This is a genomic window from Streptomyces liliiviolaceus, from assembly GCF_018070025.1.
Taxonomy (GTDB): domain Bacteria; phylum Actinomycetota; class Actinomycetes; order Streptomycetales; family Streptomycetaceae; genus Streptomyces; species Streptomyces liliiviolaceus.
Map to the genome: position 1 here is coordinate 4,245,526 of NZ_JAGPYQ010000001.1, position 14,923 is coordinate 4,260,448.

Genomic DNA, 14,923 nt, shown 5'->3' on the forward strand with positions numbered 1-14,923 from the left:
GGGCTGGGAGCGCTTTGGCCACGAGCGGCTCCTGCTCGCCGGATCCGTTCACAGATGCGTCCTTCCCTCCGTAACGGACAGTCAGTCAGCGCGGACGGTTCCGGGGGACTCCAGGCGGCCGATCGCACGTAATACCCGGACAAGGAACGAGGAGGGGGCCGCGTTCCCCGCACGAGCCAGTTTTTTTTCCAGCGGCTCCCGAGGGAACTGCATGAGGCGCAGCCACTCGAAGATCCTGCCGCTCAAGCAAGGCGGAGACTTCGCCTACGTCCGGGAGAGCTGCCGCCCAACCTCGAGCGCATCGACCGCTCCGGGCGCCGCTATGAGAAGCCGTCCACCTCACGAACATGTGCATCACGAAGAGCGCAGGTCAGCTCCTACCCGTACACCTCTCCGCTCGGTAAAACGGACGAGGCCCACGGAACCGCTGGCGATCTTGGCCGTCCGTGGGCAGCGATCCACGACAACGCCCGTATCCCGGCGGACTTCCGGTTCTACCTCACTGCCACCCCTCGCATCCTCGCCGCGGCCCGCCCGCAGAAGGGCACGGACGGCCAGGAGGCCGAGATCGCGACCATGGCCGACGACCCGGAGGGCACCTACGGCACGTGGCTCGCAGAGCTGGGTCTGAGCGAGGCCATCGAACGCGAAATCCTTGCCGGATTCGAGATCGACGTGCTCGAGATTCGCGATCCCTCGCCGGTTCTCGGGGAATCGGAGGAGGCGCGGCGGGGCCGGCGCCTGGCGCTCCTGCAGACCGCACTTCTGGAGCACGCCGCGGCGTACAACCTCCGTACGCTCATGACGTTCCACCAGAAGGTCGAAGAAGCCGCGGCGTTCGCGGACAAGCTGCCCGAGACCGCTGCCGAGCTGTACGCCAACGACGCGTCCGACGCCGACCTGGCCGCCGCGGACAAGCTCCCCGCGTCCTCGATCGACGCGGAATTCTACGAGCTGGAGGCCGGCCGCCACGTCCCCCCGGACCGAGTGTGGTCGGCCTGGCTCTGCGGCAACCACCTCGTGGCCGAACGCCGAGAGGCGCTGCGCCAGTTCGCCAACGGCATCGACGCAGCCGGGCACCGGGTCCACCGCGCGTTCCTCGCCAGCGTTCGCGTCCTCGGGGAAGGCGTCGACATCACCGGCGAGCGAGGAGTCGAAGCGGTGTGCTTCGCCGACACCCGCGGCTCGCAGGTGGAGATCGTGCAGAACATCGGCCGGGCACTGAGGCTCAACAAGGACGGCTCCACCAAGGTCGCCAGGATCATCGTGCCGGTGTTCCTGGAGTCGAACGAGGACCCGACCGACATGGTCGCCTCCGCGAGCTTCAAGCCGCTCGTAGCGGTCCTCCAGGGCCTGCGCTCGCATGATGAGCGCCTGGTCGAGCAGCTCGCCTCCCGCGCGCTCACCAGCGGCAAGCGCAAGGTCCACGTCCAGCGCGACGAGAACGGGCAGATCGTCGGGGCCCGCGGCGGGAGCGACGGCGAGGACCAGGACCACGACGACGACACCGACGCCGCTACCGAGTCTGCGCTGCTGCACTTCTCCAGCCCACGCGACGCCGCGACCATCGCCGCGTTCCTCCGTACTCGGGTGTACCGGCCGGAGTCCCTGGTGTGGCTGGAGGGCTACCAAGCCCTCATCCGGTGGCGGGCGGAGAACGAGATCACCGGCCTCCACGCCGTGCCCTACGACACCGAGGTCGAGGTCGGGACGACGAAGACGTTTCCGCTTGGCCGGTGGGTACACCAGCAGCGCAAGGCGCTGCGGACCGGGGAGCTGGAGGAGCGGCGCAAGACCCTCCTGGACGCCCCGGAGGCCGGGATGCTCTGGGAACCGGGCGAAGAAGCGTGGGAGGCCAAGCTGGCCGCCCTGCGGTCGTACCGGCGGGCCACCGGGCACCTCGCGCCGCGTCAGGACGCCGTCTGGGGCGAGGGCGACGCGATGGTGCCCATCGGACAGCACATGGCCAACCTCCGGCGCAAAGGCGCCAAAAACGGCCTGGGCAAGGACCCGGAGCGGGCCTCCGCACGCGCGCAGCAGCTGACGCAGATCGACCCCGACTGGAACTGCCCCTGGCCGCTGGACTGGCAGCGCCATTACCGCGTCCTCGCGGACCTGGTCGACGCCGACGGCCAGCTGCCAGACATCGCACCCGGCGTGCTGATGGACGGCGACGACATCGGCAAGTGGCTCCAGCAGCAGACCCAGCCCGGCACCCGGGCGCAGCTGTCGACCGAGCAGCAGGAGCGGCTGACCCAGCTGGGCGTCACGCCCGTGGAGGCGCCGTCTCCCGCACCGGCCGCCAAGGGTGCGACGAAAAGGCCAGAGCAAGGCGCAGCAGGCGTTCCAGCGGGGGCTTGGCGGCGCTCGCGCAGTGGGTCGAGAGGGAGGGCCAGCGGTCGGTTCCTCGCGGCCACAGCGAAGAGATCGCGGTCGGCGGCGAGGCGGAGCCGGTGGCCGTGAAGCTGGGTGTGTGGGTCTCCAACACCAAAACGAGGCGGGACAAGCTCACCCAGGACCAGCTCGACGCACTGCGCGAGTTGGGGGTGGAGTGGGCGTAGGTATCTGCCGGAATGGAAGAGAAGGTTCACCGTTGGCCGGTGAACCTTCTCTTCGGGATGGGTGTGCGGACGGGCTACGTCCGCGCACCTACTTCTTCTTCTTGGGGGTCTCGTTGACCGTGGTCTTGGGGTGGCGCTTGACAGTGGACTGCTTGACGAACTTGCCGGTGATCGCGCTGCGTCCGCGGCCGGCGCTGGAGGTGGAGGTCTTCTTGGGCATGGTGGACTGGTTCCCTTCGAGCTAGCCTGACTGTCTCGACTTCGAGACGGTACGTCGAGACTAGATCACCAGTGTCGTGATAGTCAAACAGTGTTTCGGAAGTGACTCCTCTGGGATCGGAAGGACCGAAGTGGCCAAGGACCAGATCGACGTCGACGCGCTCTACTCGGCGCTCGACGCCCAGCGAACCGCCCGCGAGCTCTCCTGGCGGCAACTGGCCAAGGAACTTCAGGTCAGCCCGTCCTTGCTCTCCCGGATGGCCAACGGATTGCGCCCGGACGCGGACGCCTTCATCACCCTGGTTCAGTGGCTCGGAGTCCCGGCCGAGCAGTTCGCAGTGGGGGGTGAGGCGCCTGCGCAGCGAGATGAGCCAGAGCTTGTCACGCAAATCGGATCACTGCTCCGGGCACGTAAGGACCTCGAACCCGAGGACGTCGCGTATCTGGAGGTCGTCATAAACGCCACGGTGCGCCGTGTGAAGGCCTTGCCACGGGACAAGGAGGCGTAGTGCGAAGAGGGTTCAAGGCCGAGGCGAAGCGCCTGGCGCTGGAGGTCAGGGAAGAACTCGGCGTCACGACGCACGAAGCGATGGACCCGTACACCCTCGCCGAGCTCTACGGCATCGACGTCTTCACCCTGCACGACGTCACCGAAGACCACTCCGAAGCGACAGCCGCCCTGCGCCACTTCACCGAAATCCGGCCCGATGTCTTTTCCGCAGCGGTCCTGTGCCTTGGCCGCCGCCTGGTGATCGTGGAGAACTCCGGGCACGAACGACCCCGGCGGTCTTCCACCCTCGCACACGAGATGTCCCATATCCTCCTTGAACACAAGTTCACTACGCTGCTTCGCACCTCGGGACGCGAGTGCCGCAACAGCGACCACGACCAGGAGAGCGAAGCAGCAGAACTCTCCGGGGAACTGCTCCTTCCTTCGGATGCGGCCCGCCGACTGGCCTACAACGGTGTAGACGACGAATCTGTGGCTGCCCGCTTCGGTATCAGCACCGAGTTCGCGCGCTGGCGGATGAATGTCACGGGAGCCCGACTCATAGCTCAACGTGCAAAGGCCCGAAGCAGCCGCTGACACACTGCAGCGGTTCTCCGTCGCCTGGTATGCCGACAGCCATACCAGGCAGTGAAACCGAGCAAATTCAGTTGCAGTTGAGCAGGCGCTACGAGGCGCTCGCACCTCGTCCACAGCACAATAGGGCAGCACCATGCTCTTCAGGTGAGCTGGCAACACGGGCCCTCGGGTCCGCATTGCCAGCGCGAGCAAGGTCAGAGTTTTGTAGCGGCTGGATCCACGGTTTCTTCGTCGAGGAGGGCTCCGAAGTGCCCGAAGACCCACCCGTCAATCATCTGCGAGTAAGCGTCGATGAGGTCCTGAGGGAGAGACTGGCGCGGTTCTTCGAAGTGGAATCCCCATTGCGAGACGATGTTGTCACCTTCCGCCAGATCTAGAACCGCAGAGCGCAGACGGCGGACATGCCCGAGAATGTGGCGCTCTCGAACGACGCTGATATGCCCCACGCTGGCACCCTCATGCGCAATGAAGTTTCTTGCCTCTTTGGCCCGCCGTAGGCACTCCATGATCTCGTCAGAAGTCGAGATCTTGCCAGTCAGGCGGCTCAGCGTGACAGCAAGCATTTTGTCGACTGGCAGGCTGGTAATCATGCCGTCATCGTCCATGACGATCTCGACGCCACTCTCGTGCATTTCAACCAGGTTGATGCACCGGACCATCCAACGGCACTTCTCCTCGAACGCGTTAGCGAGATGAAGGGAACGTCCAGCCGCTAGAAACAGAGCGTCGAGTAGCTCCGGCTGACGAGGCGGTAAGTATCCCAAAGACCAAGTCATGTTCCTACGGTAATGACGATGTCCACCCGATATCGGTTGTCTCCGTACGCGGACGACGAGGGAAACCTTGACACCGCGCGTCTCTCGCCGCCGCCCACGGCAGCGGCTCCGCCTACTGGCTGTTCCTCACCATGATCGTCGACTGAAACATCTCCACCTTCGGCGTAATCCCCTATCCGGGGTGCCGTTGAGGGGCGTTGACCATCGTGTAACGGCGCGGCGGGCTGGCCGGCCCCCGCGTACCAGCTACGCGCGCCCCGGTACCCGGCCGTCGCCGTGCCGCCCCTCCCGCGCGCGGGTGAGCCGCCACATATGGGCACCTCCTGGCCGCCGCTGGACGCCACCTTCCAGGAAGCAGCCGTGGCATCTGGTTGAAGAACGCGCAGGCCGTCGCCCGAAACACTGTCGAGATCGAGCGGCGGCGCGCCGAGGGGTGGCCGGTGGAGTCGTCGGCTGGGGCACTGCCCGACATGCCGGTCAGGCACACGAACGGATGCAGCAGGGCCCCCGGTTCCCCTGCTGCGCCGAGACGCGGTTATGCAGGTTCCGGTTACGTGCGAGGCGTTGGCTCGATGAACAGTGCCTCCATGGGTTTGCTGCGGTGAGGTCGCAGCACTTCCAGCCATGTAACTCCGTCATCCAGGAGACGTCCCAATGACGATGTCAAGCCGCCGCGGTGACAGGTGGTGCGGCTTGGTAGCACGCTCCGTCGCGGATCATGGCCCACAAGACGTTGGCCCGGCGTCGGGCGAGCGCCAGCAGCGCCTGCTTATGCCCCTTCCCCTCGGCCCGCTTACGCTCGTAGAACCGCTTCGAGGCCGGGCAGCCGCGGAGACTGGCGAAGGCGGAGAGGTAGAAGGCGCGGAGCAGGCCGCGGTGGTAGCGGCTGGGGCGGTGGAGATTGCCGCTGACGCGACCGGAGTCGCGGGGGACGGGGGCGAGGCCGGCGTAGCCTGCGAGGCGGTCGGCGGTGCCGAAGGCGTCCATGTCCCCGCCGGTCGCGGCCAGGAATTCCGCGCTCAGCAGGGTGCCCATACCGGGCAGGCTCTGGATCACTTCGGCGTGCGGGTGCTCGCGAAACCGGGCCTCGATGAGAGTGTCGAGCTCGGCGATCTCCTCATCGAGGGCCATCACCCCCTTCGAGAGTCGAGCCACCATGGTGGCCGCGAGTTTCTCGCCGGGCAGGGCGGTGAACTGCTCCTCGGCCGCCTCCACAACGGTCCGGGCCAGGGCCGCGCTGCTGCAGACCTTGCGGTTCTTCAGCCACGTGGCGATGCGGGGAGCTCCGGCGCGACGGATCGCGGCTGGGGTCTGGTAGCCGGTCAGCAGCATGACCGGTCCCTTCTTCGTCAGCTCCAACGAGCGTTCCAACGCAGGAAAGATTTCCAGGAGTTGGGCACGCAGTCGGTTGATCCCTCGGGTCCGGTCGCAGACCAGATCGGTGCGGCGAGTGACCAGAGTGCGCAGGTCGACGGATATCTCGTCGCCGGGCCGCAGAATGCCGAGGTCGGTGCGCATGCGGGCCTGGTCGGCGATGACGAAGGCGTCCCTCGCGTCGGTCTTGGCCTGGCTCCGGTAGCCGGCCGACGCACGGTGGACGGCCAGGCCCGTGATGTAGGTGATGTGCTGGTCGTGGCTGACCAGCAGGCCGAGCAGGAGTGCGGCCCCGCCGTAGTTGATGTCCACCGCCCACAGCACGTCCTGCGACAGCTCCAGCACGTCGGCCACGAGCTTGAGCAGTTCAGTCTCATCGTTCAGCACCCGCCGTGACAGCAGCCGCTTGCCCTGGGCATCGATCACCACGCAGTGGTGATGTTCCTTGCCGATGTCCACTCCGGCCCAGATCTCGGGCACAGCCACCTCCGCCAGCTCGTCGTACAGGAACCCAGTAGACGACCTCGCCGACGTTGTCCTACACAGCGATCGCGTCGCGTCTCCCAATTAGCGGTCGAGTCGTCGCGGGGCTCCGGGCGGCCAAGTCTCCTGAGCCATCCGAACGGCGAACCCATGCCAGCCATACCCGGAACCCCTGGGCCCACCGATCTTACGAATGATCAGTTCAGACCCACATCAAGAAGGTAGGACGTCCCATGTATCCGAAGCCGTTCCACCCTAGATCGACACAGCAGCGTTCAGCCTGCTGGTCAGGTGTTGGCGCAGGAGATGTTGCCACCGCCGCCCCAGGCCTTTCGAGGCCTGGGGCTCACGCTGTTGGTCGAAGGTGGCTACCGCAGTGCATGCTGATAGCCCTCGAGTCGGTCGATCAGGATCTCCCCGGCGGGGGTCAGGACGTGAGGCTCGTGCGCTCCCATGTCGGCCAGCAGGTCGGAGACGAGTGCGCAGGCCACGACGACGGCCTCTCGCTGGTCGGTGACGAGGGCGGCGAGATCGCCGGTGGTCTGCGCAGGAACTGCTGGGAACGGCATCGCGGGGCCATGGGTGAAGCCGTGCTCCGAGACGATCAGGTACACGGGTTTGTCGCTGTCGTCGAACCGGTGGAGTGCGGCGGACAGCACCATGTCGCCGGCCGATCCGGTCTCCGCCGCCCAGGCTGCGGCAGCCTGGACCAGCGCCACGAGATCGAACTCGAGTCCGCGCTGGAACAGCCGCTTGGGGCCGTCGGAGTTGTACTGATCTTTCTGGAGGTTGATGGGCAGCGCCGCGTAGAAGCTGCCGTCCTGGTGGAGCTGTCCGGTCGGTACGCCCTCGAAGCGGACCTGGCGGCGGCCGACCAGCACGGGGCGGGCCGGCTGCACATTGTTGTTCACGCATTCGCGAGCGAGCTCATCGAAGCGATCGAACGCCACGTCCCGATCCGCCCGTGTGCTCACGGGATAGGTGCCGCGGACGGCCGGAACGGCGGCCAGGGAGACCCAGCCCGGGTAGTCGGTCACCTTGGGGCGCCCGCCGTGGGCCGTGCTGGTCAGGTAGCCCGACAGGTAGGCAAGGCCCGCGTCGGCGACCTGGTGGAGGCGGTCGACGTCGTCGGAGGCGGCCTGGAAGCGGTCACGGTAGCGCTGGGCGATCTCGGATTCGGCGAGCGTGCGGGTCGTGGTGCCGTGCCGAACGTGGACACGGAAGTGGTAGTCGTTGCCCGGGGCCGCGACCGCGTGCGGGGCCTGGGTGCTCGGGGGCACGGTGAGCACCCAGTAGATCTTGCCGTCGTGGAGAGCGGACTTCACCGATCGCACGCCCACGTTGGGAACGACGGGCTGGATCCAGTTCGCGAGCACCTGGCGGATCCACTCCTCGCCGCGGCCGGGTGCCGGACCGTCAGGGGCCAGGGCGTGGGCGTGGTCCTGTTTGCCGTCGTCGACGCCAATGACGACCATGCCGCCAGCGGTGTTGGCCATGGCGGACACGTCCTTGGCGAGTTCCTTCTTGCCCGGGTCGGTGCCTGGGTAGAAGTCCTTCTTCCAGTCGAGGTCGATGCTCTCGGGGATCTGGCTGTCGACCGCGCGCTGCAGATCGTCCTCGGTGAGGTGATCGGGGTGCTGTCCCAGGGCGGCAGTGAGCCGTGCAGGTAGAGCCATCGGAACTCCAGTGTCTTCACCACATGCTGCTGACGATCGCCAGCCAGATCACGCTAAAGGGGATCACCGGGCCGCCACCACACAATTTCCGTAACCCGGGCCCGTCGTCCTGTCTGTCGCTCCGCGCGCTTGCCCGGCAGAGGAGAGATCCCGGGCTGTCATGCCCGGGATCTCTCACTTTCTCGCGACGCGGGTCAGCGCCGTTCGATGGTCTGCCCCCTGGTGGCCGCCCTGTTGCGCGCGGGCCTGTCTTCGTTCCTCTTCTCCGTGCCGACAAGAGCCGGGTTGACCAGGGAGTCAACGAGACTGGGCGGGGGCGGAGGTGGCGGAGGAGGAGGGGGCGGTGGGTTCCCTTGGTTCTGTGCGTTTGCCATGGCCGTCAGTGTGCAGCACGAGACTGACAGTCGAGAGGAAGATCCCGGCGGCGACGGCGGCCATCGTGACCGTCCATCGTTTCGTCTTCCGCTGGTGCAGGACGTCGTTCCTCTCGAAGAAGCGCACCCGCGTTCCCGCGAGCTCCCCCAGCGCTGCGCCCTTCGTAGACCGTGCGTAGGCCGCCAGGGTCGCCCTCGGCTCTAGGTCCTCGTACGCGGCAAGGTTGAACACCGAGATGCCGAAACCGACGGCAACCGCGTATGCCACGAAGGCCGCAGCGCCGCTGAACGGCTCGAAGCTCCGGGAAGCCAGGAACTGAGCGGCCGTGGCCGCGAACCCCACCAGGAAGACCGCTTTGGTGTCGACCTTCGCGCCCGATTCCGACTGCCGCGCCAGACGCGCCGCGAGTTCACTGTTGATCAACTCCAGGGTCTGTTCCTGATCCTGGAGTTCTTGCGGCGTCATCGGAGGCGGGGGTGGTACAGCGGCCATCTGCTGATGATGCCGCACGCCTGTGACAGTCCGTTCCGGGCGGGGACGATCAACGGTCGAGTGCGGGAAGGCTGGCCAGGCCGGTGTCGAGCACGATGTGGTCGACGGTCTCCTTCAAGGTGCTGTCGGCACCGATGACGGTCTCGGTGGCGCCGGGCAGGAGATCGAGTTCCCGGTACCACTCCCGCAGCTGCGGCTCGCTGACCTCGCTCGCGATCGGTTTGGTGGCGTGGCGGGCGAGGCTCTGCTCGAACGGCACGTGTAGGTAGTAGCCGTGGGTCGGGCCGCGATGATCGGTGCGCAGCTGGGCGAGCATGTCGCCGTAGTGGTCGGCGTAGGGGATGCCTTCGACGACCACGTGGTAGCCGGCGTCCAGGGCGTAGCGGGCGGTCAGGTCGATCAGGCCGATGTTCGCGGCACCTGGCCGGTCCCGCTCACGCAGGACGATCCGGCGCAGGTTGTCCTGGCCGACAACAGCCAGGCCGCGGCCGAAGCGGTCACGGATGCCGGCTGCGACGGACGACTTCCCCGACGCGCTGTTGCCCCGCAGCACGACCAGCCGGGTTTCTTCGGTGCCCACCATCACGACGATCACGCTACCGGCGGCCAGCGACAACATGCGAAACGACTGACGGGTCGCGGGAGTTCTCCCGCGACCCGCTGCACCTTCGGTCAGCCGACGTCCGAGGCGTCCCCCTGAAGAGCATGCAAGCTGATGATCTCGCCGCAGATGATGTAGGTGTTCAGCGCGCACAGATTGGCCGTCTCAAAGGCCATAGCCGCGTGCACAGCCTTGTTGGTCATGGTGTCCACGGCTACGAACCGCTCGTAGAGACCGGTGATCATGACGTCGGTCAGCTTGTTGTTCGACTTGCTCTCGATCGCCTGCTTGGTGAACTCGAACAGCCGGTTGCGGTGGTGGGCATCGTCGAGGAGGTGGCCCGTAGTCGACGGCTGGTCCTGCGGCGGCAGCACGTGGTCGACAACGGCCTTGAGGATGCGGCGGCACGTTGTGATGGCCTGCGAGAGCTCCTCCGCGACGTCCCGATCGGGCGAGGTCTCGGCTGCTTCCTGGAGTCGCCGGTAGACCGCGCTGAACTGCTGGAGGAGCTCAGGAACACCGTCGGCCAGGAGCTTGTCCACCTTGGCGCGGTAACCGCCGAAGATGGACTCGTTGATGCCGCTGTAGCCGAAACGGCGCTCCCAGGAACAGAGCAAGGCGAACGTCAGATGACGCGTCTTGGCGACAATCCGACCGTTCCGTTCTCTCGATGCCAGGTCGTCCCTGTAATCGAAGCGCTCACCGCTCTCTTTGAGTTCTCGGAGTTCCGCCTCCCAGAAATCAATCTCCGCCAGCGAGTGAGCGACCACCAAATCCTTATCGCCGTCCGTCGTGAACTTCCGGTCATCTATGTACTGGGCGAGAGCTTCCTCGGCAGGTCCGGTGCCGCTCCCCCAGGTAGAAGGATCCTCCATCAGCATGCGGGAGATCTCACCGTTACTCCGCCGGCTACCCCCTGGAGGCCGCAGTTCGAGGGAGAGACGGATCGCGTGCCGGGTGTCACCCACCAGGTTGGCGATTCGGACAGCACGCCGGACCGAAACATCCAGAGGCTTGTCGTCGAAATCGTCCAGCGCCTGCCGCACGAGCTGAAGAAGGTAATCGCTTGATGCCACGACAGAATCTTAGAAAAGGCGCGGTCACCTCCGCAGCGCATTTTCGCACTGTCCTGCCATACCCCCCCCGGTCTCAGGCGGGCGGCCCGTCGCAGCGACCGGCCCCACTGCCGCCCGCCGCTTCGCGCCATCCACCGGAGCTCGTAGCACGTCGAAGCCACCGAAGGGACGGTCTCGCGCTACCAGCCGCCGGCGTCTCCCCCGTACTGCGCCCACAGCTCATGCGCCTAGTCGGCAACGGCGCGGGCGGCGCTCCGCTGCCCCGGGAGCGCCCGTTCGTTGGCCACCACTCTGTTCAGGACGTCACACAGCGCGGCGGCGAGCGTCACCATCGCGTCGTCGATCACCGGCTCGCCGACCCGGGCGTGGAAGGTGAGGTCGAGTTCGGCGAGCTGGACGAGTTGGCCGGCTTCGCCGCGGCGGAGGTCGGCGCGGTAGGCGGCGATCAGCTCCGGATCGACGACGGGATCGAGGACAGCACATGCCTCGTCGGCGAGGACGACGCCAAGACCGTAGCCTTCGCGCGCCGGAGAAGCGTGGTCGGCGAGGACGGTGCTGACGAGGCCGGCGACAGCGAACGCCCGGCGGGCCCGGGCGAGCAGCACCACCGGTGGGGCCGGCCGACCTGCCACCGGTCCGGTCAGAGCTCGGGCCTCGTGGGTGAGCACCTCGGGAAGGCGCCGGTCGCCCGGCTCGCTCGCGGTCCTCCTGCGACGGTAGCCGCGGCGGCGCACGGCCGGGAGGCCGCGTTCAGACGGGAGGCTGCAGGAACGCGGCCTGGACGCGCAGCAGATGCGTCTCGGGGCGGGTCTTCTCGTAGCAGTCCATGACCTTCTGGTATCGGCCCGCCGCGAAGTCGCGGCGGGCCTGGTCTTCCTCGTCGTCCAGACCGCAGGCGATCGCCAGGGCGGCGCCTTCACGCAGGGCGTCCCGCTTGGTCGCGTAGACCCACACGTCCAGCCGTCCGCTGCCGGAGTAGCCGCGGTGCGCCAGGGTCCACACCGCCGGAGCCCGAGTCGTCTGCGTCGAGCCGTCCGGCCGATGCAGACGCGAGGCCACCTGCTGCTTGATGAACCCGGAAGAGTCGCTCACCCGGGCACGGTATCGACGGTCATGCTGCGGTGTGACCCGTTCTCGGCAAGCCCCGTCGGGGCCGCGTCTGATCCGTCCGGGGGGGGCGGGCAAGCCGCGACTGCACAGTCCGGGACCGTGGGCCCTTTGACGTGCGGGGCCGTGGATTGCGCTCCGGTGCCCGAGCCGCTGCAGCAGGCCCTTCACCAGTTGGTCTCCGAGGCGGTGATGAACTGTCAGGAGGTCCTGCGCTACACCGAGCCGAACGTCGCGCACGACTGGACCCGGATGACGCTGTACCGGGCCACGGACGCCTCCGACACCCTGGACATGGCCTCCCTGCTGATCGCCGCGTACTGCCAGCAGCACACCGACATCTCCCTGGACACCCTCGCTTCCTACCTCCAGACCCGCCAGCAGCGCAGCCGGGCGGCCGGCCCCCGCGAGTCGGACCGACAGAAGATCGCCGGAATGCTCGGTACAGCACCCCCGCCCGAGAACGACTCCAACGCCCGCCGGTGGTACTCCTGGGGCAGCGGATATGCCAGCGGCGGGCCGATGTCCGAGGCCGATGAGCAACAGGTGTTCACCGAGGCATGGCATGTTCTGCACGGGCTGCGGGCCCGGCTGTGTGACGACGTCGACGCACTGGACAACTATCTGCCGCCGCCCGTCGCGGCCCTGGCGCGGAAGGTAGCCGAAGTCCTGGAAGAGCCGCAGCCAGCCACCGTGTGATCGCGGTGCCACAGACCGACCGCGCGCACCAACCTCGCCCTGCCCCCTCGACATAGGGGACCCATTTCCTCGATCCGGTGGATGCCGGTCGCCGGGTCGCAGTGCACCGGAACGTACAGGCGTAAGCCGGCGTCCCGTGACCGTGAGCCAGTCCCCGGCCACGGGACACCGCTGGTCTCCAGCTCGCGCCCGGCGAGCGGACCACCCGCGAGTCGAACTATCACAGCACTACCTCTTCCGGCGAGAGCGTCCCGCCTCACCCTTTGGTGGGGCTCAGCGTCTGGAGGACAGCACCGGAGTGCCGGCGGCTTCTCTCCCGGCCGGGCCCGCCGCGCAGCCGGACCGATCGCGCCCCGGTCCCCGGCCGCGGCCGCGGCCGAACCGCCCATCCCGCCCGTCCCTTCCTCCTTCACTCCAGCCAGGGGACGCGGGCAGAGCAGCCGCAACGGGGATGTCAGCACACCGACCACCACCAAAAGGCGTGGTGACCTGCGCGAAGCCGTAGACGGTCCGCCGGGCCGCGCAACAGCAGGCGCACCCCCTGTCACAACCTCCAGCGCAGCCCTTGTCGCCCCCCCCCCGTGCTCCTGGTCGACCGGGGCAACCGGTCACGCGGACTGGACGGCTCCGTGGGCGCGGGCGAGGTGGCGCAGCTCGGACCGTGCCGCCGGCACCGCAGGGACGGTCTCCCAGTAGGGGTGCCACCACAGCCGTACGGACAGGAGCAGCAGGCGGCGGCGCAGGGCAGTGGTGTCGTGGGGCTGGTGTGCGGTGAGGGCTTGGTAGGTGGTGTTCCAGGCGGCTTGCGTCTGCACCAGGTCGTCAGGGAAGTGGTTCGCATCCATACCAGCATTAGATCGCTTGTTCGAATTTCGTGTCACTTCGGACCCCCCGCCCCCGGCGCGGCAGATCGGGTGCGGACCAGCGTGGTCGGCCTGATGATGGTCGGGTCCCGGAACCTTGCACGGAAGCGCGCCCCGATGCCTGGATGTCCGCGTCACCTCTCAGCGCACCCCGTGCCCGCCTGTCCCTGCCCGTTCTTCCTCGCCGGACGGGCGGCAAGGGGTGCGCTGAGAGGGTTGTCCGCCCCCGACCACGCCAGCAGAGAAGGCTGACCTGCGAGGATCAACAACGCCGGAGACAGGCGGGCTACCCGATGTCCTACCACCTGTTCTCCCCCATGCCCTACCCGTTGCCCTCCCCCATGACCTCCCTGCTGTCCGGCACCAGGCCCCGGCCGCGCGCACCCTGCCGACGCGCGCGAGCAGACGGCAAACGCCCGATCCCGAGGATGGGCTGCAGGGCGGCACCGACGCCGGGGAGAACATCCGTGCCGCCCTGCAACGCGGGTCCGGCCGCGCTCACACGACCGGACCCTCCAATGGCTTTCTGCCGACCGTCCTACCGGCTCCGCCAGCTGTCATCACCCACACCGGTGAAACCGGCCGGGCCGCCACGGTGAGCCCGCAACGCCGGGACTGTCGGTGGAGGTTGCGGCTCACCCGCTCCCGCGCGGTACGAGGCGCAGGGGCACCGGCGGGGCCGGGGGCGCTTCGGGTATGTATCTTCGCTGCGAGTAATCGTGCTGGCCAGCGCGGGACGCCACCGCCGGCGGTGGCTGGCTGTCGTCGCGCGGCCCGGCCCCCTCGCACGATGCCGAAGGCTCCCGCGCCGCCCGGTAGCCTGCCGCGTGTCCGGACGCGGCGTGGACGGGCCACGCCCATATCGGGAAGACCGGTAGGCGGTCATCTGGCTAACAGCCCGCCTTCACGAGGAGACCGACACCTTGATTGACCGGTATGGGCGTTCGAAGAGAGCTCCGCTCAGCGTCGGCCGTCGAGGGCCTCCTGGACTGTGCCGAAAGGCGCGAAGACCTGTTTGAGTGCGGTGGCCTCAAGAATGCGCAGGTGTCGGGGCGCGGCGCATACCAGAACCAGGTGGCCTCCTTGTTCCAGGGCCCTGCGGCGCGTGCGGCAGAGCAGGCCCAGGGCAGAGCAGTCGAGGAAGTCCACCAGCCGCAGGTCTACGAGGGCCTGAGCGCCGGGCTCGGCCGTGGCGGCGTCGGTGTGTGTCCGAAGGTCGGGCACGGTGCACAGGTCGAGGGCGCCGCGTGCCTCGACCACGGTGAATCCACCCTGTCGGTAGCTGCGCGCACTGCGGCACGGTGCAGGAAGGCCAGTCAGCTCCGGCTGGTGTCGGGGCGGCTCCGGCACGGGGTTCGCCTTCTGGATCTCCATAGCGGTTCCTGATGTAAGCCCCCGTGGGGGAGCGCGAGGCGTCGAGGCGTGACCAAGGACCGGGGCAACAACCGTCTACGTCGAGAGACAGCGGGTACGCGCAGGTCCGGACGTCTGACGCTTCACCTGCACGGGGGGTGTCTGTGGTGCAGCACTGACG

14 protein-coding genes and 1 pseudogene are annotated in these 14,923 nt (G+C 67.7%); 4 read left to right on the forward strand and 11 right to left on the reverse strand.

What is annotated here, in order from left to right:
* Window positions 1–396 precede the first annotated feature (396 nt).
* A pseudogene (locus J8N05_RS18595) lies at window positions 397–2,561 on the forward strand (Helicase associated domain protein); the annotation flags it as partial.
* 88 nt (window positions 2,562–2,649) lie between these two features.
* On the opposite strand, the gene J8N05_RS47915 reads toward J8N05_RS18595, so the two are convergent.
* Window positions 2,650–2,781, reverse strand: coding sequence for a hypothetical protein (locus J8N05_RS47915; RefSeq protein WP_282108152.1), 132 nt, complete (start codon window positions 2,779–2,781; stop codon window positions 2,650–2,652).
* Between the two features lie 130 nt (window positions 2,782–2,911).
* On the opposite strand from J8N05_RS47915, the gene J8N05_RS18600 reads away from it, so the two are divergent.
* On the forward strand, window positions 2,912–3,289 hold the full coding sequence (locus J8N05_RS18600) for a helix-turn-helix domain-containing protein (protein ID WP_210884175.1): 378 nt from the start codon (window positions 2,912–2,914) through the stop codon (window positions 3,287–3,289).
* Window positions 3,289–3,867, forward strand: coding sequence for an ImmA/IrrE family metallo-endopeptidase (locus tag J8N05_RS18605; RefSeq protein WP_210884177.1), 579 nt, complete (start codon window positions 3,289–3,291; stop codon window positions 3,865–3,867). Before J8N05_RS18600 ends, J8N05_RS18605 begins: the two co-directional genes overlap by 1 nt.
* Window positions 3,868–4,061: 194 nt before the next feature.
* On the opposite strand, the gene J8N05_RS18610 is transcribed toward J8N05_RS18605, so the two are convergent.
* The 8 genes from J8N05_RS18610 to J8N05_RS18645 form a co-directional block, all read right to left on the reverse strand.
* A complete protein-coding gene (locus J8N05_RS18610) occupies window positions 4,062–4,499 on the reverse strand; it encodes a hypothetical protein (RefSeq protein ID WP_210884179.1) in 438 nt (145 codons plus the stop codon).
* Between the two features lie 807 nt (window positions 4,500–5,306).
* Window positions 5,307–6,503 (reverse strand): IS110 family RNA-guided transposase, encoded by a 1,197-nt coding sequence (locus J8N05_RS18615; RefSeq protein ID WP_210884181.1) that lies wholly within the window; start codon window positions 6,501–6,503, stop codon window positions 5,307–5,309.
* Window positions 6,504–6,868: 365 nt separating this feature from the next.
* A complete protein-coding gene (locus J8N05_RS18620) occupies window positions 6,869–8,176 on the reverse strand; it encodes an AlbA family DNA-binding domain-containing protein (RefSeq protein ID WP_210884183.1) in 1,308 nt (435 codons plus the stop codon).
* A gap of 297 nt (window positions 8,177–8,473) precedes the next feature.
* On the reverse strand, window positions 8,474–9,043 hold the full coding sequence (locus tag J8N05_RS18625) for a hypothetical protein (protein WP_247706320.1): 570 nt from the start codon (window positions 9,041–9,043) through the stop codon (window positions 8,474–8,476).
* A gap of 49 nt (window positions 9,044–9,092) precedes the next feature.
* A complete protein-coding gene (locus J8N05_RS18630) occupies window positions 9,093–9,626 on the reverse strand; it encodes a kinase (protein WP_210890248.1) in 534 nt (177 codons plus the stop codon).
* Window positions 9,627–9,715: 89 nt separating this feature from the next.
* On the reverse strand, window positions 9,716–10,720 hold the full coding sequence (locus J8N05_RS18635) for a hypothetical protein (RefSeq protein WP_210884184.1): 1,005 nt from the start codon (window positions 10,718–10,720) through the stop codon (window positions 9,716–9,718).
* Window positions 10,721–10,947: 227 nt separating this feature from the next.
* Window positions 10,948–11,454: a hypothetical protein gene (locus J8N05_RS18640; protein ID WP_210884185.1), complete on the reverse strand. Its 507-nt coding sequence runs from the start codon at window positions 11,452–11,454 to the stop codon at window positions 10,948–10,950.
* 16 nt (window positions 11,455–11,470) lie between these two features.
* Window positions 11,471–11,812 carry a hypothetical protein gene (locus J8N05_RS18645; protein WP_210884186.1) on the reverse strand — a complete coding sequence of 114 codons (342 nt, stop codon included), beginning with the start codon at window positions 11,810–11,812 and terminating at the stop codon, window positions 11,471–11,473.
* Between the two features lie 156 nt (window positions 11,813–11,968).
* Between J8N05_RS18645 and J8N05_RS18650 the strand changes: the two genes are divergently transcribed.
* Window positions 11,969–12,526: a hypothetical protein gene (locus J8N05_RS18650; RefSeq protein WP_210884187.1), complete on the forward strand. Its 558-nt coding sequence runs from the start codon at window positions 11,969–11,971 to the stop codon at window positions 12,524–12,526.
* 608 nt (window positions 12,527–13,134) lie between these two features.
* Here J8N05_RS18650 and J8N05_RS18655 read toward each other — a convergent pair.
* Window positions 13,135–13,371: a hypothetical protein gene (locus J8N05_RS18655; RefSeq protein ID WP_210884189.1), complete on the reverse strand. Its 237-nt coding sequence runs from the start codon at window positions 13,369–13,371 to the stop codon at window positions 13,135–13,137.
* A gap of 978 nt (window positions 13,372–14,349) precedes the next feature.
* Entirely contained in the window at window positions 14,350–14,763 is a 414-nt protein-coding gene (locus tag J8N05_RS18660; protein ID WP_210884195.1) for an STAS domain-containing protein, read from the reverse strand.
* Between the last annotated feature and the right edge of the window lie 160 nt (window positions 14,764–14,923).